The 23,051-nt window shown below is 61.8% G+C and carries 20 protein-coding genes and 1 pseudogene; 18 read left to right on the top strand and 3 right to left on the bottom strand.

Annotated features, from left to right (window positions below):
- Window positions 1-221: 221 nt before the first annotated feature.
- From istA to EO99_RS26000, 6 genes are all read left to right on the top strand, one after another.
- Window positions 222-1,733 (top strand): IS21 family transposase, encoded by a 1,512-nt coding sequence (gene istA / locus EO99_RS0121045; RefSeq protein WP_082178866.1) that lies wholly within the window; start codon window positions 222-224, stop codon window positions 1,731-1,733.
- 14 nt (window positions 1,734-1,747) lie between these two features.
- Window positions 1,748-2,497 carry an IS21-like element helper ATPase IstB gene (gene istB / locus EO99_RS0121040; protein WP_029620554.1) on the top strand — a complete coding sequence of 250 codons (750 nt, stop codon included), beginning with the start codon at window positions 1,748-1,750 and terminating at the stop codon, window positions 2,495-2,497.
- A 1,317-nt stretch (window positions 2,498-3,814) separates the two neighbouring features.
- Window positions 3,815-4,141, top strand: a complete 327-nt coding sequence (locus EO99_RS0121035) for a multiubiquitin domain-containing protein (protein ID WP_029620553.1) — start codon at window positions 3,815-3,817, stop codon at window positions 4,139-4,141.
- Entirely contained in the window at window positions 4,141-4,524 is a 384-nt protein-coding gene (locus EO99_RS0121030) for an E2/UBC family protein (RefSeq protein ID WP_029620552.1), read from the top strand. Before EO99_RS0121035 ends, EO99_RS0121030 begins: the two co-directional genes overlap by 1 nt.
- The gene (locus EO99_RS0121025) at window positions 4,521-5,867 is read left to right on the top strand and encodes a HesA/MoeB/ThiF family protein (RefSeq protein ID WP_029620551.1); all 1,347 of its coding nucleotides are present in this window, start codon (window positions 4,521-4,523) and stop codon (window positions 5,865-5,867) included. Before EO99_RS0121030 ends, EO99_RS0121025 begins: the two co-directional genes overlap by 4 nt.
- On the top strand, window positions 5,864-6,388 hold the full coding sequence (locus EO99_RS26000) for a DUF6527 family protein (protein WP_037112642.1): 525 nt from the start codon (window positions 5,864-5,866) through the stop codon (window positions 6,386-6,388). Before EO99_RS0121025 ends, EO99_RS26000 begins: the two co-directional genes overlap by 4 nt.
- A gap of 79 nt (window positions 6,389-6,467) precedes the next feature.
- Here the strand turns inward: EO99_RS26000 and EO99_RS0121015 are convergent, their stop codons facing one another.
- Complete coding sequence (locus EO99_RS0121015; protein ID WP_029620549.1) at window positions 6,468-7,625, bottom strand: RHE_PE00001 family protein; 1,158 nt, start codon at window positions 7,623-7,625, stop codon at window positions 6,468-6,470.
- A 180-nt stretch (window positions 7,626-7,805) separates the two neighbouring features.
- Between EO99_RS0121015 and EO99_RS0121010 the strand changes: the two genes are divergently transcribed.
- The 12 genes and pseudogenes from EO99_RS0121010 (at window position 7,806) to EO99_RS0120960 (ending at window position 19,403) form a co-directional block, all read left to right on the top strand.
- A complete protein-coding gene (locus EO99_RS0121010; protein ID WP_029620548.1) occupies window positions 7,806-8,045 on the top strand; it encodes a type II toxin-antitoxin system Phd/YefM family antitoxin in 240 nt (79 codons plus the stop codon).
- Window positions 8,045-8,458: a type II toxin-antitoxin system VapC family toxin gene (locus EO99_RS0121005; RefSeq protein ID WP_029620547.1), complete on the top strand. Its 414-nt coding sequence runs from the start codon at window positions 8,045-8,047 to the stop codon at window positions 8,456-8,458. Before EO99_RS0121010 ends, EO99_RS0121005 begins: the two co-directional genes overlap by 1 nt.
- Window positions 8,448-8,812 (top strand): annotated as a pseudogene (locus EO99_RS26940) (integrase); the annotation flags it as partial. The gene EO99_RS0121005 and the pseudogene EO99_RS26940, both read left to right, overlap by 11 nt.
- 95 nt (window positions 8,813-8,907) lie before the next feature.
- Complete coding sequence (locus EO99_RS0120995; protein WP_029620545.1) at window positions 8,908-9,201, top strand: type II toxin-antitoxin system Phd/YefM family antitoxin; 294 nt, start codon at window positions 8,908-8,910, stop codon at window positions 9,199-9,201.
- Window positions 9,198-9,575, top strand: a complete 378-nt coding sequence (locus EO99_RS0120990) for a type II toxin-antitoxin system VapC family toxin (protein ID WP_029620544.1) — start codon at window positions 9,198-9,200, stop codon at window positions 9,573-9,575. Before EO99_RS0120995 ends, EO99_RS0120990 begins: the two co-directional genes overlap by 4 nt.
- Before the next feature lie 94 nt (window positions 9,576-9,669).
- Entirely contained in the window at window positions 9,670-10,815 is a 1,146-nt protein-coding gene (locus tag EO99_RS0120985; RefSeq protein WP_029620543.1) for a site-specific integrase, read from the top strand.
- 375 nt (window positions 10,816-11,190) lie between these two features.
- Window positions 11,191-12,105, top strand: a complete 915-nt coding sequence (locus EO99_RS0120980; RefSeq protein ID WP_029620542.1) for a recombinase family protein — start codon at window positions 11,191-11,193, stop codon at window positions 12,103-12,105.
- Window positions 12,106-12,363: 258 nt separating this feature from the next.
- The gene (locus EO99_RS27635) at window positions 12,364-12,606 is read left to right on the top strand and encodes a hypothetical protein (RefSeq protein WP_156034932.1); all 243 of its coding nucleotides are present in this window, start codon (window positions 12,364-12,366) and stop codon (window positions 12,604-12,606) included.
- Window positions 12,607-13,478: 872 nt separating this feature from the next.
- On the top strand, window positions 13,479-13,685 hold the full coding sequence (locus tag EO99_RS0120975) for a hypothetical protein (protein WP_029620541.1): 207 nt from the start codon (window positions 13,479-13,481) through the stop codon (window positions 13,683-13,685).
- 584 nt (window positions 13,686-14,269) lie between these two features.
- Window positions 14,270-15,466 carry a plasmid partitioning protein RepA gene (gene repA / locus EO99_RS0120970; protein ID WP_029620540.1) on the top strand — a complete coding sequence of 399 codons (1,197 nt, stop codon included), beginning with the start codon at window positions 14,270-14,272 and terminating at the stop codon, window positions 15,464-15,466.
- Between the two features lie 3 nt (window positions 15,467-15,469).
- Window positions 15,470-16,498 (top strand): plasmid partitioning protein RepB, encoded by a 1,029-nt coding sequence (gene repB, locus EO99_RS0120965; RefSeq protein WP_029620539.1) that lies wholly within the window; start codon window positions 15,470-15,472, stop codon window positions 16,496-16,498.
- A 412-nt stretch (window positions 16,499-16,910) separates the two neighbouring features.
- Window positions 16,911-19,403: a DNA translocase FtsK gene (locus EO99_RS0120960; RefSeq protein ID WP_051680005.1), complete on the top strand. Its 2,493-nt coding sequence runs from the start codon at window positions 16,911-16,913 to the stop codon at window positions 19,401-19,403.
- A gap of 204 nt (window positions 19,404-19,607) precedes the next feature.
- Here EO99_RS0120960 and dinB read toward each other — a convergent pair whose 3' ends face one another.
- Window positions 19,608-20,708 carry a DNA polymerase IV gene (gene dinB / locus EO99_RS0120955; protein WP_037112636.1) on the bottom strand — a complete coding sequence of 367 codons (1,101 nt, stop codon included), beginning with the start codon at window positions 20,706-20,708 and terminating at the stop codon, window positions 19,608-19,610.
- Window positions 20,705-22,774, bottom strand: a complete 2,070-nt coding sequence (locus EO99_RS0120950) for an ATP-dependent helicase (RefSeq protein WP_029620536.1) — start codon at window positions 22,772-22,774, stop codon at window positions 20,705-20,707. The genes dinB and EO99_RS0120950 overlap by 4 nt, the downstream gene beginning before the upstream one ends.
- Window positions 22,775-23,051 lie beyond the last annotated feature (277 nt).

The raw sequence follows: 23,051 nt of genomic DNA, 5'->3' as shown, positions 1-23,051 counted from the left end.
CTGGACCTACAACAACGAACGGCCCAACATGCGGATTCCGCTCTGAAGCCGGCCGCCATTCCGATCATTAACCGGCCACCGTTCCGATTTGAAGCCGGCCACCATTCCAATCAATAACCGGCCAGTTTCCGGCACTCAAGTTCCCCTGGGTCAGCAACCTTGGCATGTGTCCCCTCGATATCCACGAGGGGAATTTAATGCCTGCAAAAAGAAAGCTGACCATGCGACACATACGACAAATGCTGCGGCTTGCGGGTAGCGGAACGAGTAGCCGCGAGATCGCGGTGATGCTTGGCATTGCCCGCAGCACCGTGCAGGACAACCTGAAGCGAGCTGCGATGGTCGGGTTGAGTTGGCCCCTCGCCAGCGACCTGACAGACGATGTCCTTGAGGCCAAGCTTTTCGTCCATCCCGGCGTTAAGCAAGGCCAGCGATTGCGGCAAGAGCCCGATTGGGGCCCGCTTTCGATCGAGCTGAAGAAGCCAGGCGTGACGCTGCTGATACTTTGGGAGGAATACCGCAGCATCCATCCGGATGGGTATGGATATAGCCGCTTTTGCGAGCTGTTCCGTGGCTTTGAGAAGCGCTTGTCACCGACGATGCGCCAGGAACACGTCGCTGGCGACAAAGTCTTTGTGGATTACTCCGGCAAACGCGTGCCTATCGTCGATCGCAAGACCGGCGAGATCCGCGAGGCGGAACTGTTCCTCGGCGTGCTCGGCGCGTCGAGCTACACATATGCGGAAGCCACATGGACCCAGGCCCTGCCAGACTGGATCGGTTCACATGTGCGCATGTTCATGTTCTTCGACGGCGTGCCCCGCCTGATCGTGCCCGATAATCTGAAGTCCGGCGTCAACCGCGCCAGCTTCTACGATCCTGAGATCAATCGCAGCTATGGGGTCATGGCTGCTCATTATGGCGTCGGTGTCCTGCCAGCACGTCCGCGACGCCCGAAGGACAAGGCCAAGGTGGAGAATGGCGTGAAGTTCGCCCAGAGCTGTATTCTCGGCCGTCTTCGCAAGCAGACATTCTTCTCGCTCGCCGAGGCCAATGCCGCAATCGCCCAGATGCTGGAGCGCATCAACAATCACGTTATGCGCCGGTTGGGCGTCAGTCGTCGGAACCTCTTTGAGACGGTCGAACAGGCAGCACTCGCAAGCCTGCCCAGCGAACATTATGAGTTCGCCGAATGGCGCTTGGCGCGGGTGTCGACGGATTACCATGTCGAGTTCCAGAGCTTCTTCTATTCTGTCCCGCATGCCCTCATACGGAGCCAAGTCGATGTCCGGGCGACTGAACGGATGATCGAGATCTTCCATCGCGGCAAACGCGTTGCGGTGCATCAGCGCCGCTATGGTGGCCCGCGCTATGGAACTGACCCCGCTCACATGCCCAGTTCACACCGCCGATATGCAGAGTGGACGCCGGAACGCTTCCGGCGATGGGGCGCGTCTATCGGGCCGCAGACCGAAGGGCTTATCATCGCCATTCTCGCCAGCCGTCCGCACCCCGAGCAGGGCTTCAGAACGTGCCTCGGGATCCTGCGCCTTTACCGTGACATCGGCCAGGACCGCGCCGAGGCCGTCTCAGCGCGCGCTGTTGAGATTGGCGGCTTGAACAGCAAGACCATCGCGTCGCTCATCGCCACCTACAAAAGCAAAACACCTCCCACCGAACCTGCCGCCGTTGTGGAACACGCCAACTTACGCGGTCCCAGTTACTTTCATTGAGGAGACCTTCCATCATGCTGATCAATCCTACCATCGACATGCTGCGCGAACTCGGCCTTTCCGGCATGGCAAGCGCCTATCAGGAACTTGAGGCGCAACCGGAGGCGAGACACCTCGAGCACGGTGAGTGGCTGGCCCTTCTTCTCGAGCGCGAGTCGACCGCCCGAGGCCAGAAGCGCTTCGAGGCCCGGGCCCGGGCCGCAAAGCTGCGCCATGATGCCCAAATCGAGAACATCGATTTCCGCGCCACCCGCGGCCTCGATCGCAATCTGTTCCTGAAGCTTGCCGGATGTGACTGGATCCGGCAGCGCCACAGCCTGCTCATGATCGGACCCGCCGGCGTCGGCAAGAGCTGGCTTGCATGCGCTCTCGGACACAAGGCGTGCCGCGAGGACTTCTCCGTCGCCTATCATCGCCTGCCCAGACTGTTTGCCACCCTTGCACTGGCGCGTGGCGACGGCCGATACCCGAAGGTCCTGAAGGCGCTGGCCAGAACAGACCTGCTCATTCTTGATGACTGGGGTCCGGAGAAGCTCAGCGACGAGCAACGGCGCGACCTCCTGGAGATCGTTGAAGACCGCTATGAGAAACGGTCTACCATCGTCACCAGCCAGGTGCCCGTCGAGCACTGGTACGACATGATCGGCAATCCGACGATCGCCGACGCCATCCTCGATCGCCTCGTTCACAATGCTTACCGCATCGAACTCACGGGGGAGAGTATGCGAAAGCAGCGTTCTATGACAGCTGCCGCGACAACCTAAGCTTGACCGCCAGGCGGCTTCAAGCCAAAGAACATGACGACCCAGAGGCACACCAACTGGCCGGCTTCAAATCGGAACGGTGGCCGGAATGAAATCGGAATGGGTGGCCGGCTTCGCGTCGGAATAGGTGGCCGGCATCATCGGAATACGCAGCCCAACATGGGCATCGGGGGCATAACGCCCGCACAGAAACTGAAAATGGCCGCGTGAATTCTACTGCGGAGCCCCGTCAAGAATGGGGGGATTACCCTTGAACTAGTCTCATCGGGTGCCGTGAGGCTCAAAGTGCCGCCGACGGGTGTTTCGAAGATGAAGGCTGGGTCAAAGAAGCCTAACGTGACTGCCTTATCCATTTACTACCCGCCGCAGTTGCACCGGCGCCCCGAGGAACCCATGCTCACCGTGGGAGACATCTCCTCAACTGCCGCCTTGATGAGATACTAACGTCTGGCGCCCGTGTAGGCGGAGATTATTTCCCCTTACACGCAATCTGTCCTCCCTCGCCTTGAAGGGACTTGAACTCTATTTATTCCGTTTCGATTGCTAGCGCTCTATCTACAAATTTGAATTTGCTCGTAAAAATATGTGACCATCCAAGAAGCCTGGTCCGACAGGATTCTACGGTTCTGATCTTGTTATTCAATTACGGCGGTCGATAGGTGAGCCGCCTCTCGACTACGATTGGTTCTCACCACACACCGTGCCTTTGAGTCAGGGTGCTGGCGGCTGTTCTTCAGCGAACGTTATTCAACTCGCGGCAGTGTGCGTAACGTCGCGCGGCTCTAAAGCCCGATGGCAATCTTCACCAACGCTTCTAGTCTAGGCCGCACGTCGCGCGCATTAAATTGAGGAAATTCGAATGATCAACGGTCTCTTGTCCAACATCGGGATCGATATTGCGGAGAAATGCGGACTCGACACCGATGCCTTCCTGAAGAACGCAGCGATCCTGCACGAAAACATATTCTTTCACAAAGGTATCTACGGCAATCTCATCGGGCTGGACTATTCAAACGCCGTCATGGCTGCATTCTGGACAAATATCGGTCGAGAAAACGAGGATAAACTGGCGGCGAACCGTGGCTTCGCATCGATTTTTCCCGACGTCAGGGAGATTTGGCCAACTTACGAGCGCTTTAATCCGTACCGGGATCTGGAAACACAACTCCGCTTACTGCGAAAATACCATGAAACATCTTCCAAGACCGCCAGCGAGATCATGGCACGAACGTTCCGCGTGAGCGTTGACGAAGTCCTGGCCGGGAAAGTCGGCAACACCTGGCAGAATATTCCGTCGATCGTGGCACAGGACGCCGCGTGCTTGAGCGAATTCAGGCGCTACGCCCCCTTCCGGGCACCACTGCGGATCTCGCCGCAGACGGCGTCGAGAAGTTCATCACGGCGCCCAACAAGGTCACCTACACCTTCTTCGTCAACGGCAAGCCCTATGAGACCGATAAGAAGAAGCTGACCGGCGCGCAGATCAAGGCGATGGTACCTGACTGGGATCCGCAGCATGACTTGTCACTGCAGGGCGAGGGCGACGACCCGGACCGCATCATCGCCGATGATGAGGCCGTAAGCCTCGTTCCAAAGCACGGTGTCCGCCGCTTCTCGTCGGTCCCGAAGGCGAACTTCGGCTGATGCCCGGCGTTCTTGACATGCAGCTGGAGCAGCTGCGGGAGCGCTTCGGCGACGTTGAGACCCGGCAGTTGCCGAGCGGCACCACGCTCGTCACCGTGCCGGGCGTCCGCCTGCCGGAGGGGTGGTCGAAGTCGTCGACCACCATCCGCTTCATCGTCCCGCCAGGATATCCGTTTGCGCAGCTCGACTGCTTCTGGGCGGATCCCGATCTCCTTCTTGCACATGGAGGTTCACCACAGAATTCGGCATCAACTCCCGTCCCGGAGACCGTCGAGCCCGCACTGTGGTTCTCTTGGCATCTAACGGGACCGTGGAACCCCAACCGCGATACACTGTCCACGTGGATGAATGTGGTGATCGATCGAATGAGGCAGGTCCAATGAGCCGCGTCCGCTTTCCTGCACCTCTCTACTCCGACTTGGCGTCGACGATGCTCGACGCCAATGGCCTGGAGAGCTGTGCCATCGCGTATGCCCATCACGATGCGCATAGCGACACATGGATCGTCGCCGACGCCGGACCCGTGCCGGACGATGCATATGAGAGCCGTACCTGCGTATCAGCGATCCTCAAATCGTCTTTTCTCATCGAGGTTGCAAACCGTAGCCGGGCCACAGGCATGGCCGTCATCGCGATCCACACACATCCCGCCAGCCCTGGCCATCCGCATTTCTCGCCAATCGACGATGCGGGCGAAACGGAACTGGATTCGTATTTTGTTCGGCGAGCGGCGCCAGTGCCACATGTCGCACTGGTGATCGGGCCGCAGGGCTGCCGTGCGCGCCCTCTCCGAATCGACGATGAGATCGACGTATGGGAAGTAGGAGAGAGGCTCATGCTCCATTCGCCCATGCAGGGCATCTCCGATCAGGAACGCGACGATCGGCAGGTTCGGGCATTCGGAGCGCCGGGGCAACGGCTGCTGCGCCGCCTCCACTTCGCCGTGATCGGTGCGGGTGGGACGGGATCGCTCGAGTGCCAGCAACTTGCCCATCTCGGCGCCACGCGGATCACGGTGATCGATCACGACCTAGTCGAGGAGACGAACCTTAATCGCCTTGTCGGCTCCATCCCCTCGGACGTGGGCCAGCCGAAGGTCGAGGTCGCGGCTAGGATGATCCGCGCCATTAACCCTGATGCCACGGTGGTCCCGCTTCAAGCTGACATCGTCGACGAGGAGGTGGCGAAGCTCATCGCGACCTTCGATTTCGTGCTGTTGTGCACAGATTCCCATGCGAGCCGGGCGGTCGTCAACCAAGCCGCCTACCAGTATTTGGTGCCCGTAATCGATATGGGCGTCAGCATCACTATCGCGAACGGAGCCGTCAGCCACATCACGGGACGCGTTCAGATGCTTGCGCCCGGACTTCCTTGCCTGAACTGCTCGGGCGCGCTCGACGGTGAGGCGATCCGGCGGGAGATGCTGACGCCAGAGCAGCGCGCGGCGGACCCCTATGTTCAGGGCGAGCGCGAACCCCAGCCCGCGGTCTTGTCGATCGACTCTACCGTGAGTTCGCTCTCGATGACCATGCTGCTCGGGGCTGTCACGCCGGTTCCGATCAAACCACGCTACCAGGTTTATGACGGAATTCGCGGCCGAGTGAAGGAGATGGCTGTCGCCGTGCAGCCGAATTGCGTGGCCTGCTCGTCAACGGGCGCCTTCGCTAAAGGCCCAACCTGGAATCTGCCGGTCCGGCCGACACGTCACAATAGGAGCGACAAATGACGGAGCCTGCACGAATGGTCCGGTTGGTCGGCGATGCCGAGTACAGGGATCAGGCTGAAGCAACCCTCAGCGCACCTGGCGACGCTTCCATGGTGTTCCGCGCGCGGCCCAGATCGATTGTCATGGCGTGCCCTGATGGGTGCGGCGAGACCTTAGTTATCAACCTGGACAGTCGCGCCGACAAGGCATGGCGCTTTGACATGCGGGAAGGAGGAATTACCCTCTTTCCCTCAGTGTGGCGCGAAGGAGGGTGCGAAAGCCACTTCATCGTCTGGCGCGGCCACATATTGTGGTGCGACCGTTTTGAGGAAGGAAATCGCGAGCCGACCTACGATCCCGAGATCGAAGTGGCCGTTCTCAGCGCAATGGACGAGGTTCAGCCGCGCAACGCGGTGGAACTGGCCGATGCGATCGACGAACTTGTCTGGGACGTCAATCGTGTCGCAAATCGTCTCGTGGGTCGCGGCCTCGCACGATCGTGGAAGATTAACGGAGGGTGGGTATTCGTGCGGGGGAAATAGCCATGACAACAGTTGGCTGACTAACATCTTAGGCACGAGAAACGTGTCGACGGCATTTTGCTGAAGATGCTCATTATTGTCAGACCACACCCCACGCCCGAAACCTCCCCCTCCCCGTCATCTCGCGAAGCCCGAGCTCCAAAACCATCCGCCGCGCCCCTTGAGGCGTCACCTCGAGCGTCTTGGCGACCATCCCGGCCGACACCAGCGGCTTTGCCATCACCAGCTCGACCAGCTCCGGCAGTTTTGACGATGTCCGCCGCCCCTCCAGCTTTCTTTCCATCAGCCTTTTCGCGAGCGCCAGCCGATCGTGCTCCTTGAGCCCGATCTCGGCGGCCGCAATCAGCCCGTGGGCGATCGCGAGCAGCCGGGTTTCCCGATCGCGATGGCGACGGCGATCGACGGGGATGGTTTTCAGGCCGAGGTTGACCGCGGCGAGATGATTTTGGGTGGTGATGCCGGCCTGGCGCAGGATCGAGGCGGCCAGCAGCCGTCCAAGCCAGGGCGCATGTTGGAGGACGGTGAGCTCATTCCAGGCATCGAGGGCGGCGATGGCCCGAACCACCGCCGGGAGATCGTTTGTCTGCCGCAGCACGCCCCGCCATTCCTCCAGCCTGGAATCCTCGTCCCAGTCGAGATCATAAACCAGCGGATCGGCCGGCGCCCGGCCGGGCTTGTTTGCGGAGCCAGGCTTCTTTGCCTGTTCGATGGCCGCTGCGGAGCGCTCCAGGACTGCATCGATGGCGGCCAGTTCCGCATCGAAGGCACTGGCGCCATCATGGCCGTCATCACCGTCCTCTCCCTCCCCTCCTCCATCAGCCACCTCACCCGCGGCGGCTTCGTCGGCCACACCAGCGCCTGCATTTCCCAAAGATGCCCCGGCCCACGGCCGGCGCAGGCCGCGCAGGCCGTCTTCCGACAAAGGCCAGCCTGGTTTCTGAGACGCGATGCGTCGGCGGGTGCGAAGCACGTCGCGGGCGATGGTGAGTTCGTGGGTGGGGGTGCGGATATCCCTGGTGGCGTCGTGGAGGACAAGGTCTTCGAGGTGGACGAGTTCGCCGTCGATCCAGAGGGAGGCGCAGGCGTCGGTGAAATTTTGGCGTTCTAGCCACCCCTCCCCGACCGGCGAACGCGAGATCCTCTCATCAAGACGGGCGAGGGCGCTGCTGGCGTCGGAGATGGGCCGCAGCAGGGTGTGGATGGGCAATTTCGCGAGATCGTAAGCCATTGATATTATGGTAAACGATCTCTTAAACGAAAGCTAGATGTCCAATACGGTTCCTGACGTGGTATAAATGAGCCTTGGGTCGCTGACCCCCGATAAGTACCCCTTATCGGAGGTGATGAGACCAACCGGTTGACCAACCCGATGAACGCACCTATTTTCGCGTGAAGCGCTCCACAAGGTCTCAGAAGCATGGCGACGACGATCAAGGTATCCGAAGCAAAGACCCATCTTTCAGACGTGCTGGCCCGTGTCGAGGCCGGCGAGGATTTTGTCATTGCCCGCGGCAATGATCCCATCGCGCAGATCACCCGGGTGCGCAAGCAGACCGACATGCAGCTGCTGCTTGCCGAGGTTCGCGCCGCACGGACGAAAGCGACCTCCTCCACCCATGAAGAGATTCTATCCTGGCGGGACGAAGGCCGTCGCTGATGTTTGTCCTTGATGCTTCCATGGTGGCAGCCTGGATTCTGCCGGAAGAGTTTTCCGAAGCAGCGGAGTCGGTCATCGCGACGATCCGTGATCCCTGCCCTGTGCCTTCGCTGTTCTGGTTCGAGATCCGCAACATTCTGGCGATGTCTGAGCGGCGCGGCCGGATTGCAAGTGGCGGCGCACTCGTCAACATGGAACGCGTGCGTCGACTGCCGCTCGATGATGCCGGGATCGGCGGCGACAGTTCTGTCCTGCTCCTGGCAGCCACGCACACTCTCAGCGCCTACGATGCGAGCTATCTAAACCTCGCCAGCAACAGAAGTTTGCCGCTTGCGACGCTTGATCGCAGGCTTGCCGCGGCCGCGCGCAAGGAAGGTGTCAGCGTCCTTGGACCATTTGCCCGTGGCGACTGAACGTCCGGCAGGCAATTCAGTCGAACGTCGGGTGCGAACGCTCGATACCATCGCCTCCGTCTTGCCGGTGGATCGGCGTGACGAACTGGCGGAGCTCCTGACGGATCAGGATGTCGAAACACTGCGACATCTGGTCAACCACGGCATGGGCCCAAATACGCTACGCGCCCTGACCTCCGATCTCGCCTAACTGCAGGCTTGGTCGCTTGCGTCCACCGGCACGTGCCCGCCCTGGCCGGCGCCCGAAGCACCGCTCCTCAAATTTGTTGCCCATCACCTGTGGGATTGCGAAAAACGCTGACAGATCCGCAGCATGGCATGCCCTTTGAGATTGAACAGACACTGCGCGACCGTTCCGAAACCCCTTATCGGAGGTGATGTGTACGATATATTTGTACGCACAGTGCAGCGGTGGTATCAATGCTGCAAAGCAAATTCGGAGGTCCCCGATGCCCCAAACAAGCTACAAGATCAGCGAAGCCCGCAAGAAGTTCGCAGAAGTTCTGGAGCGCGCCAACCAGGGCGAGGAAATCGTCATCATGCGCGGAAACGAGGTTTATGCTCGTATCGGTCCCGCAGCCGGCGGCGGAAAGCGTCCCTTTGGCCTGCTGCGCCACCGTGGCTTGCCCAATGACCTGTTCGATACCACAGATGCCGAGCAGGCCGCGATCGACGCTGGCGATTGGAATGACGATACCGGCGTCTGGCAGGGCAAATCCGGCAGCCAGGAAAGCACGCAATGAAAGTCTTGCTCGACAGCCATGCCGTCTACTGGTGGACGATCGGCAGTGATCGCCTGTCCACGAAGGCACGATTACTGATCGAGGACAAGGCGAATGCTATACTCGTCAGTGCGGTCACGTTCTATGAATTGGACAACAAGATGCGCCTGAACAAACTTGATCTCAAGCCGCAGGAGCTGCGGGCAGCCGTCACAGAGAGCGGCCTGCAGACTTTGGCCATCAGCGATCTGCATGCCGAACTGGCCGCAAGCTTCGATTGGGATCACCGCGATCCGTGGGACCGCATTCTCGCCGCCCAGGCGCGGCTAGAGCATTGCGCCTTCGTCTCGACCGATCTGGCGTTCGACGCGATCTTGCATGAGCGGATCTGGTAAAGGGCAGCGGCGGTGAAGTTATTCGTGGAAATTGCCGATGCTGCGGGGCGACTTGAAGAACTGATCGATCCAGCGACGAGAACGGATTGCCGAAATGAGGAGCTCGCCGTCAGGTTCGATCGAAAACCGCACACAGACGTTGGACACGATCGCTGCGGTGCTGCCCATCGAACGCCGCGGCGAGCTGGCGGAGCTCCTCACAGACCAGGATGTCGAAACACTGCGTCGTCTGGTCAACCAGGGCATGGGCGTCAACACGTTGCGGGCGCTTGCCTCCGACCTCGCCTATCTGCAGGCCTGGTCGCTGGCCGCAACCGGATCCTCCCTGCCTTGGCCGGCACCTGAAGCGCTGCTCCTGAAGTTTGTTGCCCATCATCTCTGGGACCCGGAAAAACGCCGGGCAGACCCGCAGCACGGCATGCCGCTCGCAGTCGAACAGACACTTCGGGACCAGGGTCTCCTCAAGGTGGAGGGTCCGCATGCCCCCGATACCGTTCGCAGGCGGTTGGCCACATGGTCGACGCTGACCAAATGGCGCGGGCTAGAGGGCATGTTTACCTCCCCTGCCCTCAAGTCAGCCCTCCGTCTGGCGGTTCGGGCCAGGCCGCGGCCACGAATGCGCAAAAGCGCCAAGGCCGTCACGGGCGATATCCTGACGAAACTGCTTTTAACTTGCACTACGGACAGCCTGCGCGACGTCCGCGACCGGGCGATCCTGATGGTGGCGTTTGCCTCCGGCGGGCGCCGGCGCAGCGAGGTCGCGGGGTTGCGCAAGGAACAGCTCACCGTCGAGCCGCCGATCCCCGTCGAAAGAGGCCCTCCCCTCCCCTCGCTGTCGATCCATCTTGGCCGCACCAAGACCAGCGGCGCCGACAGTGACGAAATCGTCTACCTGGTAGGTAGCCCGGTGGACGCCCTCAATGCCTGGCTTGCCAAGGCCAGGATCGACAGTGGCAGCGTGTTCCGCGCCATCGATCGTTGGGGCAATGTTTCGCAGCGTGCACTCGATCCAAAGGCGATCAATGACATCGTCAAACATCGAGCGACGATGGCCGGGCTGGAGGCGGCTGATTACTCTGCCCACGGCCTGCGCTCCGGCTACCTGACTGAAGCGGCCAACCGGGGGATCCCGCTACAGGAAGCCATGGAGCAATCGCGCCATCGCTCGGTCCAACAGGCCTCGTCGTATTACAACAGCGCCAACCGGAGAAGCAGCCGGGCAACCCGGCTGATCGATTAGCCTCGTCCTCCGTGACTGCCGATGTCAGCCGGCACCCAAAGTTTATGCTTCTCACGTGGGAAGACCGCCCTCCCTGCGACAGGTTCAGAGGCGTGCCCCGCGCGCATGCCGCCCTCTTTCTCTCCAAAACGGGTCCAGCGCTCTGGGCCGACCTTCGCATTCGCGGCCACCTCCAAAGCCAATGCTTTTCCCCGGCCATTTCGGCTCCAGAGGCCCGCTGGCGCGCGTTTGGCTCTATAGACGCCCCGTTGCCCGTCCGCACCGGAGATCAGAGTCTGACGGGCCGCAATTCTCGCCCCAAACCACGCTTGCAACCACCCTGTTTCAGATGCATGTTCAAGTGCAGTCGAATCTGAAGTGACAATCGATGCCGCTATGGTGAAAAAACGAACTGCCAGTCATCCGCCAGGGGCCGGCCGCCTCATTGGCTACGTCCGTGTCTCGATCGGCGAAGTCCAGGATGCGCAGATCGATGCATTGCGAGCCGCAGGCTGCGATCGAATCTTCGAAGAGCATGGTCCGGGTCCTGCGCGCATGCTTCCCGTCCTGAGCCGCCTGCTTGGCGACCTCGTCGCCGGCGACGTCCTGGTCGTTGTCCGCCTCGACCGTCTCGCGCGCTCCGCGACCGATCTCGTGACGGTCATTGAGGATCTTCAAAGACGCGGCGTTCATTTCCGGTCAATCGGTGATCCTATCGATACCTCTGCGCCACGAGGCATGTTTGCCCTTCAGGTTCTCGGTGCGGTCGCGCAGCTTGAAAAAGCGCTGACTGCCGAACGCAGCAAAGCCGGCATCCAGGCGGCGAAGGCGCGTGGCAAGCTTGCCGGCAATCCTGGCCTGCGCGAACGACGGCCGGAGGCAATCGAAGCGGTCTCCAAGGCCCGTGAGAAAATCTACATCGACAAGCTCGTCGCGTCCGCGCAGACCTGGCTGCCACTGGTGCGGCAAATGCGGCCGCAGCACAGCTGGGACAATGTCGTGTGGGTGCTCAACCGCCGCGGCCAGGACTGGACTGTTGAGCGGCTGCGTCGAGCCGTCCATCGCATGGTCCGCAAGACGCTTGCTGAACAGGAGCTGCTGGTGCGATCACCGCGCCGCGGACCCGAGGACCATCCGATGACGCTGGTCGCGGCAATCGCCATTGCAGATCCACATCTATCCCTGCGCGACATCGGCACGCAACTGGAGCAGATGGGAGAACGCCCCGCGAAAGGAGGCAAGAAATGGCAGCCCTCTTTGGTGCGTGCTCTTATGGACGATGCCCAGCGTTTTGGCCTCCTTCCCCGCTGAGGCCGGGTGCATCAGGCGACGGTCAGGCGGTGGCACGTTCGGGCCCCTGGCAGATCTGAGGCAGGGCCACGCAGAGGCTTCCTCATCAAGCCGCGACCTCACGCGCGACCGTCGACAAAATTCGTACGAAGCGGCCAAATCCGGGACGGCCACCGGCAGCTCTGCTCTCTGTCAATCGAAAGCTGCTCCTGCAGGGCATCCTCTCGTGACGGTGACAGGTCGTGACGGTGACAGGTCGCCCAAGATCAAGGATGGTCCGTGGCGCCGGATGCGCGCTGGCAACTGCCACCGCTGACGATCAAGCCGCTTCTCGGTTACTGGGCAAGAAAGTCCTCGACGGCCCACCACAGCGCGACGCTACAGCACGGCCGTGACCGTACCGGGATGCCGTATGGCCGCATTGAACAGGCGGTACGGCCCGAGGCGCTCGATGGCTCTCTCACTGTCGAGGGTGTGACCGGCTCGTCGGGCGGCCCATCGATGATGATGCCGCAACCGTGAACCACAGGGCCGGAAGAACAATGGGCGCATTGACGCTGCGGCGACTGCCTGCGACCTTTCATTGCCTGGGGCCCGGTTGACGCTGGCACTCCCCTCTCTCCTCCCCTGGCCGCAACCGGACAATGTTGCTCCGGAGTGAGGCATCGCCGGGCCCGGTGAAGCAGCCCGACGACACAGGATTCTCTAGACGTCGGGGCCGCAGTTCGAGCCCCCGGACCTGCTTGCAAGCGCCGGCTCTCACGCCGCCGATCCCGAGCGACGCAGTCTGTTGAACGCGCGCTTCTAAGGAAGCCAAACAATCCCGGGCACCGCCTGTCAAAGCCGCCCCAAACCATGTCGTCGCCGCGGCAACCACCCTTGCACGCAAGAATGCCACGAGGACAGGCTGGGAACATCCGCGGCAATTCATCGGCGACCTGCGACCGCGCCAGAATGATCGAGAGCCGCGATCTCCTCGGCCGCTGCTGCTGTCGCCGCTTCGATCGATGCGGTGGCCCTCGTCCTCTCAAACCTCGCCAGCCGGGAGAACAGGTGGCTGGGCTGCGCCGATGTTCGCAAGCATTCAGGGACGCGAGTGCGGATTGCGCACGATGCCTGATACACAACAGGCCGTCATCCGAAGCCCCTTGGTCAGACTCAATGCGAACGGTCATCCATGGGAGACCGAATGCAAGGTCATGCTTATGTGATCGACCGGGCGCCAGCGTCCCGTCGGTGTCTCCAGCGCCGCCCATTGCGGGGACGCTTACCTGCTGTACGATTGCTTGACCGCAGGTGTCGCCTTGGGCATAGAAATTCGCGCGCACGCAAAACCAGATCGCGCTGACACAGCTATAGACCATCCACCCTTGATAAATTGCTAAGGCGGCTGCATGGAAACCACGACAATTGGAAACAGGGTCGATTTCATCCAATGGGCCATCGAGCGGTCACGAGCCATTGTCGTTGACCAGGGTGGCGACCTAGCACTGGCCGCGCGCGACATGGACGAGGGCAAGATTGCCGAGGCCGGCAATGCACTGGGGCAGGCCGTCGTCGATGCCCTGCTTGAGGTGTTTGACGGGCTCCAACAGGACTGAGGGTGGCGCAGCCTCCGTTCGCCGCCACCCAAACCTCCTCCACAGACACGTTTTGGCCAGTGCCCGGCTCGTTGCTGTTCAAACGGGCGCCTGAAGAAACACCGGCGGGCTCGCGGGCGGACGTCTGGCGACAAGACAGCATGCCAGGAGCTGACTGGCGGACCTGACGTTCCGGGCCGCGCGGAGTGACCTGCAGTCTTTCGAACCATCTCCACGGCGCCAGCGATTGCGGCAGCACGGCAGGCCGGCACTCGGAGACGATTGCCTGAGCCGGCGGTTGTACACGTACAACAGCGCCAGCGGGTTCTCAGTTGTACATGTACAACAGGGGCAGGGGGCGCTCAGTTGTACATGTACAACCCATCACCGCCATGGGCGCTTTCTGCACTCGGGTTGCCGTGGTGAATCCAGGGCATCGGGCCATCGGAGCCTCTCCGAAATCGCGAATTGTACATGTACAACTTCGCGCGAAGCGGCTCCACGGCCCGACAAAAGCTTTGCCCGAATCGCCCGGATCGGCTCTACTGCATCAGCGCATTTCGCATCTTCAAGCCATTAACTGCGCAGATCTTCGAGAGGAACCCATGACAGTGGCACAGAAAGCCGAGTACCAGTCGCTCCGTTCGATCATATCGGCGGATGCGGCGGAACTGTCGCGACAGCTTCAGGCTCACCAGCTGCGCACCTATCCACCCACGGCGCAGAAAGGGATCCGGCAGTTCACGCCCGCCGAAGCGGCCGATTTTATCGGGATCCACCAAGGCTACCTCAGGCAGGTTGTCGCCGACGGGATCGGTCCGGAACCGCAAGCCAACGGCCGCCGCCTATATTCGGCCCAGGATATCGAGGCATTGCGCCAGCACCTCGACGACGGAGGGAAGGGGCCTCGCAAATATGTCCGTCACCGGCGAGAGGGCGAAAAGCTTCAGGTCGTTTCGGTGATGAACTTCAAGGGTGGCTCGGGCAAGACCACCACCTCCGCACATCTCGCCCAGTATCTGGCTTTGCGAGGCTACCGGGTATTGGCCATCGATCTCGACCCGCAGGCCTCCCTGTCGGCGCTGTTTGGGCACCAGCCGGAGCTCGATGTCGGCGAGAACGAAACCATCTACGGCGCGATCCGCTACGACGAGGAACGCCGCGACATCACCGAGGTGGTCCGCGCCACCTATACCCCCAATCTCCACATCATACCGGGCAATCTCGAGCTCATGGAGTTCGAGCACGAGACGCCAAAGGCCCTGTCCAAGCGCACCAACAACAATTCCATGTTCTTTGCCCGCATCGGCCTTTGCCTGGAGGATATCGAGAGCGCTTACGACATCGTGGTCATCGACTGCCCGCCGCAGCTTGGCTTCCTGACCCTGTCTGCACTCTGTGCTGCCACGGCCGTGCTGATCACGGTGCATCCGCAAATGCTCGACGTGATGTCCATGAGTCAGTTCCTTCACATGACCGGGGACCTTCTGGATGTCGTCGAGCAGGCAGGCGGCACCATGGACTATGACTGGATGCGATACCTGATCACGCGGTTCGAACCCAACGACGGACCGCAGTCGCAGATGGCAGGCTTCATGCGCTCCATCTTTGGCAACCGCGTCCTCGACAACACGATGCTGAAGTCGACCGCAATCTCCGATGCAGGCCTGACCAAGCAGACGATGTACGAAGTCGACAGAAGCCAGTTTACCCGTGGCACCTACGACCGGGCGCTGGAATCGCTGACCGCGGTCAACGGTGAAATCGAAAACCTCATCAAGCAAACCTGGGGGCGCAAGTAGAACATGGCACGCAAGAATGTTTTCGGAGTGGACGTCGAACCGACGGCAAAGCACGAGCCAACGGAGCAGGCGGCGCCTCCGTCCAGGCCTTTGACCTCCCTCGAGCGTCCGTTGAAACGGGCAGGCCCTGTCGGCGCGCTGTCGAGTACACTTGGCGGCATCTCGGAGAAAGCCAATCGCGCCGACGAGCTTGAACGGCAGCTGGCCCTCGGACAGGCGATCGTCGAGCTGGAACCGGATCTCATCGACAGTTCGATCGTCGTCGACCGCCTGACGGTTGCGCCGGCGGATCTGTCCCTGTTGGCCGAGCAGATCCGCGACAACGGCCAGCAGGTACCGATCCTCGTGCGACCGCATCCAGACGAGCCGGGCCGATATCAGGTCGCCTATGGTCACCGGCGCCTGGCCGCCGTGCGCCTGCTGGACCGAAAGGTGAGGGCGGTCGTCCGCGACCTCAGCGACGAACAGCTGGTGGTCAGCCAGGGACAGGAAAACAATGCACGCACAGACCTCTCCTTCATCGAGCGTGCCTACTTTGCCTTTCGCCTCGAGCAGCGCGGGTTCGGCCGCGAGATCATCATGTCGGCCATCGGCGTCGACAAGGCGGCCCTGTCCCGGATGATCTCGCTGGTGGAAAGCTTGCCCGCGCCGCTGATCGAGTTCATTGGTGCCGCCCCGGGCTATGGCCGCACCCGCTGGGCAGAACTTGCGGAACTTCTCGACAATCCCGCGAAGAAGGCCAAGGCGCTAGAAGCCACCGCGGCCGCCTCCTTCGCCGAACTGTCCTCCGATGCACGCTTCCAGGCCATCTACGACCTGATCCGACACCTGAAGTCAAAGCCTCGGACGCAAACCTGGCAGACGGCGGACGGAACCAAGGCCGTCCGGATTACCGAGACGGAGGACAAACTCAATCTGGCATTCAACAAGACGGTCGACAGGCGTTTCGGCGCTTTTGTCGAAGCCAGACTGGCTGCCCTCTACCAGGAGTACCGGCAAAACGCCGAGGGAAGCGATTCCTCCAAGCGGTGAGGGGCCCAACCCATCAGGGGTGCTGTTCTCGCCTGTGATCGCGACCGGGTGCGTCGTCGGCACCCTTTTCCGCCCGAATGCCATTCTTCCCCATTGGCGAGGCCGCGGGCTTGATGCCGCCCGGCCCCCCTGAAGGTGGCGATCCCCCATGCTCCAGCCCAACGCCGTAAGGCATTCGCGGGCAGCGGTCTTTGGTCGCTCATATGCCTTAAAGCATTAATTCCATTAACAGGAAAATTCTCTCGAGAGAGAGGGCAGGGGGCCTGTCTGGCGCAAATGAGCGCCGGATACGTCGCCTTGGCAACACCTGGTTAAGGTTTTCTTTCTATTAACGCTGCAAGTGTGTCAGCTCCTATTGATGGTTTCGCGTAGCATGCAAGAGCCTTCCCGAACGTCCCCTTCCGATGTCCAGATGACGCCAGAACATGAGGTTGCGCCCCAGGGCGGGGCGTCGGCTCCGGCCGATGCCAATGTCGCCCCGGCGCCAGCCGAGGCAATGCCGGATGCGATCATCCTGGATCCGGCCCAGCTTCCCCAATGGCAGCGCGCCTTCGTACTGGGCCCCAATGTGCGCTTCACACGCACCCCCAGCCGCAACGCCTCCTGCACCGCAACGCCGGAATTGCCGGTTACAGTCCCGCCGCCGAATGCCGTCGTGACACTGCCGGAACCTGCTGACGGGCCAAACGGGGTGGTTTCAGCCGCGCCCTCTTCTTCCGTGCGCGCGCTCCAGCAGCATCTCAAACAGACACTGGAGGCCGCAGGCCACAGGCCTGACCAGGGTGTCGATGCCCCCGCGCAGCCGATCATCCAAGGTGGCATTCAGCAGGGAATCTCACGATCACGGATCGGGCCACGGCAGCACGATACGGTCGACCCAACCGCTGCGTCGCGCGAGGTGCCGGCGCGGACCATCTCGCCCGCCCCCGCGAGAACCCGCCCCCCCGGCCGCGTTGCAATCCCGGATCACCTGGTGTGGGAGATGCTCAGCCTGGGAGCCTCCGAGCTTGCCCCACACCCGAAGGAGGTGTTGCAGCCTGCGCCGCCGCCTGCGCCGGCAAGGCTTGCGCCGTTCCAGAACCGTGTGCATCCGCAGTCCCCTCCAGGCCAGGCTGCGGCTGCTGAGCCGCTCGACAGCAGTTCACGCCTGCTGCCACAGGCTGTTCCCGTGGAAACCACCTCGGCCGTGCGCTTCTATCGCCAGATCGACGTCAAAGCACCCGTTGCAGGGATTGTGACGACGCAACAGCGCAACCATGCCGCTGCAGAGGCGGCTGTCATGTCGGCTTCACAAGTCCAGCCGGAACAGCAGTATCGGCGACCACAACCCCTGGCGCTCGCGGCTTGCGAGATCGCCATCTCAGACGACTATCGCTTTCCGCCCGTGCACCTGTTGCAACCGGCTATGCCGATACTATCCGAAGGCATGAGCGCGGAAAGCCTGGAGAAGAGTGCCGGCCTGCTGGAAAGCGTTCTGGAGGATTTCGGGATCAAGGGTGACATCATCGATGTCAGGCCCGGACCCGTGGTGACGCTCTACGAATTCGAGCCCGCGCCCGGTGTCAAATCATCCAGGATCATCAATCTGTCCGATGACATTGCCCGATCTATGTCGGCCCTGTCTGCGCGTGTGGCCGTCGTCCCTGGCCGCAACGTCATCGGCATCGAGCTGCCCAACCCGGAACGCGAAACCGTCTTTCTCAGGGAACTCGTCGAAAGCCGCAGCTACATCAGCACCGACCTTCGCCTGCCCCTGTGCCTGGGCAAGACGATCGGCGGAGAGCCGGTCATCGCAGACCTGGCTAAGATGCCGCACCTCCTGGTGGCAGGCACCACGGGATCAGGCAAATCGGTTGCCATCAATACGATGATCCTGTCGCTGATCTATCATCTCAGGCCGGATGAGTGCCGCCTGATCATGGTGGATCCAAAGATGCTCGAGCTGTCGGTCTACGACGGCATCCCCCACCTGCTGACGCCGGTGGTCACCGATGCCAAGAAGGCCGTCCTGGCCCTGAAGTGGGCGGTCCGGGAGATGGAAGACCGCTATCGCAAGATGTCGCGACTGGCGGTGCGCAACATCGACGGCTTCAACATGCGGGTCGCCGAAGCCCGCAGCAAAGGTGAGACGATCCTTGTCACCGTGCCCTGCGGTTTCGACAGATCGACCGGGCAGGAGCTGTTTGAGCAGCAGCAACTCGATCTGGCGTCGCTGCCTTACATCGTCGTCATCGTCGATGAAATGGCGGACCTGATGATGGTCGCCGGCAAGGAGATCGAAGGGGCAATCCAGCGGCTCGCGCAGATGGCGCGGGCAGCCGGGATCCATCTCATCATGGCCACGCAACGACCGTCGGTCGATGTGATTACCGGGACGATCAAGGCAAACTTTCCCACCCGCATCTCGTTCCAGGTCACCTCGAAGATCGATAGCCGGACCATCCTGGGAGAGCAGGGCGCCGAACATCTGCTGGGGCAGGGGGACATGCTGCATATGGTGGGCGGTGGCCGCATCGCCCGCGTCCACGGGCCATTTGTGTCCGACCATGAAGTGGAGAAGGTGGTCGCCCACCTCAAGGCTCAGGGTCAGCCTTCCTATCTGGGCGGCGTGACCGAAGAGACCGATGCAGACGCAGAGCATGAAGAGGATCCCGCCGTTTTCGACGAAACGGCAATGGGCACCGAACCCGGATGTGACGACCTTTACGAGCGCGCCGTCAAAATCGTGCTGCGCGACAACAAATGCTCCACGTCCTACATCCAGCGGCGACTCTCCATCGGCTACAACAGGGCCGCCTCCCTGGTCGAGCGCATGGAGCAGGAGGGTCTGGTGGGGCCGCCGAACCACGTCGGCAAGCGAGACATCCTCAGCGCGAGGACACCTGCGTCCCCCGATGACGCCTAGACTGCCGGTGGCACATGCGTCGGACGGGCCGCGGGCGAACTGGTGCAGGTATTGTCCCTTCGCGCCGACGGCCCCCATGGCGGGCGGGGGAGGCGGTCCCGACCGGCGCTGGTCTCAAGCCGGGTGAGGTCGCCGACCGCATCGCATGCTCTGTGGCACGGTGAACCCTCCCTTGCCAGAGCCATCGGCTCTGGCGTGTCGTCCCTATAGGTCAAGCCGGAACTGGCCGGTCCCGATCGCGCCGTCCGTGGCCAAAGACGAAAGCGTGACACCCAGCAAGCGCACGCCTTTTTCCACCGGGAATTCCTGCGCCAGGATCGTCTGGCAGATCGCCGCCATCTCCTCGGCCGACGCGATCGGCGCAGGCAATGAACGGCTGCGGGTCACCTGCCTGAAATCCGCGTATTTGATCTTGACCGTGACGGTTCGCGCGCAAAAGCCACCGCTGCGACAAGAATCCCAGACCTTGCCGATCAATGGCGTGACCTTGTCGAGCGCCTCGCCCAGTTGATGGATGTCGCTCGAAAATGTATCCTCCGCCCCGACCGACTTGCGAACACGATGAGGCCTCACCAGGCGCGTGTCGATCCCCCGGGCGATGCCGTAGAAATAGGGCCCGGACTTGCCAAAATGCTGCTGCAGCAGGGCAAGTGGCTTCTCCTTGAGATCCGCGCCGGTTTCAATCCCCAGGCGGCGCATCTTCTGCGCCGTTGCGGGTCCCACGCCGTGGAACTTGCTCACCGGCAGCTCCTCGACAAAAGCGGGTCCGTTTTTCGGGGAGATGACGAACAGGCCATCGGGCTTGCGTTGATCGCTGGCCATTTTGGCGAGGAACTTGTTATAGGAGACCCCGGCGGATGCCGTCAGCCCGGTTGCGATCCTGATCCTGCCGCGGATCTGTTCGGCGATCTCGCTGGCAAGCTCCATCCCCTTGAAGTTTTCGGTGACATCCAAGTAGGCCTCGTCCAGCGACAGGGGTTCGACGAGATCTGTATACTCGGCGAAGATCTCCCGGATTTGCCGCGATATCGCCTTGTAGACGTCGAACCTTGGCTTCACGAAAATCAGCTCGGGACACTTGCGTCTCGCCGTCACCGAAGCCATGGCAGAGTGGACGCCGAACTTTCGCGCCTCGTAGCTGGCGGCCGCCACGACGCCTCGGGCCTCACCACCGCCGACCGCAACCGGCCTGCCGCGCAGATCGGGGTCGTCGCGCTGCTCAACGGAGGCGTAGAAGGCGTCCATGTCGACATGGATGATCTTGCGGACCCGCTCCGCAGGCTGCTTCTGTCCAATGGCCGTCATTTCCACATCGAACGCATCTGGCCGCCCACATCGATCCGGACATCGCGGGCACTTCTCTCGCCGGCCGCCGCACCGACCAGAGGCCAGGTGACGGTCTCGAAGAACTGCAGCAGCGTGGCCGGAATGAAGCGGGTGCGCGAGGCATAGACGTGACGATCCCCCTGACTGTTTTGCCCTCCGGTGAAGAAGCGTTGCGGCGTGACAAGCGTCAGACCGTCGCGGGCTCTGGTCATTCCGACATAGAGCAGTCGCCGTTCTTCCTCGATCTCGGCGGTGGTTCCCGTGGCAAGGTCCGACGGGATGCAGCCATCAACACAGTTGAGCATGAACACCGACCGCCATTCCTGGCCTTTGGCCGAATGGATGGTCGACAGGATCAGGTAGTCTTCGTCGAGCAGCGGAACGCCGGCCTGATCGCTGGTGGCATCGGGGGGATCGAGCGTCAACTCGGTGAGGAACCGCTCACGATTGGGATAGCCTCCGGCAATATGTTCAAGCTGCAGCAGGTCAGCCTTGCGGGTGTCGGCGTCCTCGTGGATCCGCTCCAGATGCGGCTCGTACCAGTCGCGCGCCAGGGCGATCTCGCTCGGCCAGCCCACCGCGGACTGACGCAGCGTCGCAAGCAGCTTCACAAGAGCCGGCCAGTTCTCACCGCTTTTGGGTGGCGGCGGGATTTCCGCAAGGGACGCCAGCGGTTCTGCATCGGCGGCGATCGTCTCAAGGATCTTGCCTGCGGTCTGGGGACCCACGCCCGGCAGCATCTGCAGCAGGCGGAAGCCGGCCACCCGGTCCCTCGGGTTCTGGGCAAAGCGAAGCACCGCCAGCAGATCCTTGACATGGGCGGAATCGAGGAACTTCAGACCGCCGAACTTGACGAAGGGAATATTGCGCCGGGTCAGCTCCACTTCGAGGCTGCCGCTGTGGCTGGAAGAGCGGAACAACACCGCCTGGCTTTTCAGGGGGACGCCGATCTCGCGTTTGGCCAGCACCTGCTCGACGACGTAGGCGGCCTGATCGGCCTCGTCGCGCACTGTGACCAGCAGTGGCCGCTGCTGCGATGTCCGGTCCGTCCACAGGTTCTTGGTAAACCGCTCCCGTGCCAGGTCAATGACACCATTGGCAGCCGCCAGGATCGTCTCGGTAGACCGGTAGTTCCTGTCCAGCGTCACGACATCGGCCGCTTTGGGCGAAAATTCGCGGGGGAAGTCGAGAATATTGCGGATCGTGGCCGCGCGAAACGAATAGATCGACTGGGCGTCATCGCCAACCACGGTCAGGCCGCGCCCGCCAGGCTTGAGCGAGAAGAGGATCGAGGCCTGCAGGCGGTTGGTGTCCTGGTACTCATCCACAAGGACATGGTCGAAGCGGCTGCCGACGTCCTCGGCAAGGTCCGGATGCGACACCATCTGGGCCCAGTAAAGCAGGAGGTCATCGTAATCGAGTACACTTTGCGCCTGTTTCGCCTCGACATAGGCCGCAAACAATGTCTTGAGCTCTGGCTCCCAGGTGATCACCCAGGGATAAGAGGACTTCAAGACCTCCAGAAGTGAACCCTGCGAATTGACCACGCGCGAGTAAATCGCAAGGCAGGTGTTCTTTGTCGGGAAGCGATTTTCGGTCTTCGACAAGCCCAGGTCATGCCGAACAAGGTTCATAAGGTCCGCGGAGTCTTCGCGGTCATGGATGCTGAAGTCGACATCGAGGCCGATCTGCCCGGCGTAGACACGCAACAGTCGTGCGCCGATGCCATGAAAGGTTCCGGTCCAGGTCAGCCCGTCGGCCAGCGGCGCGGCCCTGTCTCCAAGCACCTGCCGGCAGATCCGCTGCACCCGACGGGTCATTTCTGCCGCGGCTCTGCGCGAGAAGGTCATCAGCAAGATCCGCCGCGGATCGGCGCCGTTGACGATGAGATGGGCGACCCGATGGGCCAGCGTGTTCGTCTTGCCCGAGCCTGCACCGGCGATGATCAGCAAGGGACCTCCGATCGCACCTCCTGGCAGCCCGACTCCATGCTCGACCGCCTCCTTTTGGCGATCATTGAGCTTATCAAGGTATGTGGCGGCCATTCGTTCACCTACTCCCGCAATCAAGCGCGCATCTGGCGCTTCCGAACAAAAGTGGAACATAGCCGTCCTGTCGCCTCGTGAAAAGCCGTTCCCGAAAAGGACGTGGCCAGCCTCGGCGGGCTCTGAAAGCCATAGTCTCCCGCATACACCGCTCTTTTGTGACCCGAATCGATCCATACCCGCGGCGCCAGGCTCGGCAATCAAGGTCGATGATCTTGCCGTTCCCTTCGGTGCTCTTCTAGCCGAGCAGCCCATCCAGATGTCCGGATGGCGGGAC

Source organism: Pseudorhizobium marinum (genome assembly GCF_000705355.1).
Classification (GTDB): Bacteria; Pseudomonadota; Alphaproteobacteria; order Rhizobiales; family Rhizobiaceae; genus Neorhizobium; species Neorhizobium pelagicum.
The sequence above is the reverse complement of the archived record's forward strand: the minus strand, read 5'-3'. Positions and strand labels throughout refer to the sequence as shown.

Coding starts and splice junctions, on each gene's coding strand:
- EO99_RS0120980 (WP_029620542.1), top strand. CDS start 11,191: ATGGTGAAAAAACGAACTGCCAGTCATCCGCCAGGGGCCGGCCGCCTC.
- EO99_RS0120960 (WP_051680005.1), top strand. CDS start 16,911: ATGACGCCAGAACATGAGGTTGCGCCCCAGGGCGGGGCGTCGGCTCCG.
- EO99_RS0121005 (WP_029620547.1), top strand. CDS start 8,045: ATGTTTGTCCTTGATGCTTCCATGGTGGCAGCCTGGATTCTGCCGGAA.
- EO99_RS0121030 (WP_029620552.1), top strand. CDS start 4,141: ATGCCCGGCGTTCTTGACATGCAGCTGGAGCAGCTGCGGGAGCGCTTC.
- istB (WP_029620554.1), top strand. CDS start 1,748: ATGCTGATCAATCCTACCATCGACATGCTGCGCGAACTCGGCCTTTCC.
- EO99_RS0121025 (WP_029620551.1), top strand. CDS start 4,521: ATGAGCCGCGTCCGCTTTCCTGCACCTCTCTACTCCGACTTGGCGTCG.
- EO99_RS0120950 (WP_029620536.1), bottom strand. CDS start 22,774: ATGGCCGCCACATACCTTGATAAGCTCAATGATCGCCAAAAGGAGGCG.
- EO99_RS0120975 (WP_029620541.1), top strand. CDS start 13,479: ATGGAAACCACGACAATTGGAAACAGGGTCGATTTCATCCAATGGGCC.
- EO99_RS0121010 (WP_029620548.1), top strand. CDS start 7,806: ATGGCGACGACGATCAAGGTATCCGAAGCAAAGACCCATCTTTCAGAC.
- repA (WP_029620540.1), top strand. CDS start 14,270: ATGACAGTGGCACAGAAAGCCGAGTACCAGTCGCTCCGTTCGATCATA.
- dinB (WP_037112636.1), bottom strand. CDS start 20,708: ATGACGGCCATTGGACAGAAGCAGCCTGCGGAGCGGGTCCGCAAGATC.
- repB (WP_029620539.1), top strand. CDS start 15,470: ATGGCACGCAAGAATGTTTTCGGAGTGGACGTCGAACCGACGGCAAAG.
- EO99_RS0120995 (WP_029620545.1), top strand. CDS start 8,908: ATGCCCCAAACAAGCTACAAGATCAGCGAAGCCCGCAAGAAGTTCGCA.
- EO99_RS0120990 (WP_029620544.1), top strand. CDS start 9,198: ATGAAAGTCTTGCTCGACAGCCATGCCGTCTACTGGTGGACGATCGGC.
- EO99_RS0120985 (WP_029620543.1), top strand. CDS start 9,670: ATGAGGAGCTCGCCGTCAGGTTCGATCGAAAACCGCACACAGACGTTG.
- EO99_RS26000 (WP_037112642.1), top strand. CDS start 5,864: ATGACGGAGCCTGCACGAATGGTCCGGTTGGTCGGCGATGCCGAGTAC.
- istA (WP_082178866.1), top strand. CDS start 222: ATGCGACACATACGACAAATGCTGCGGCTTGCGGGTAGCGGAACGAGT.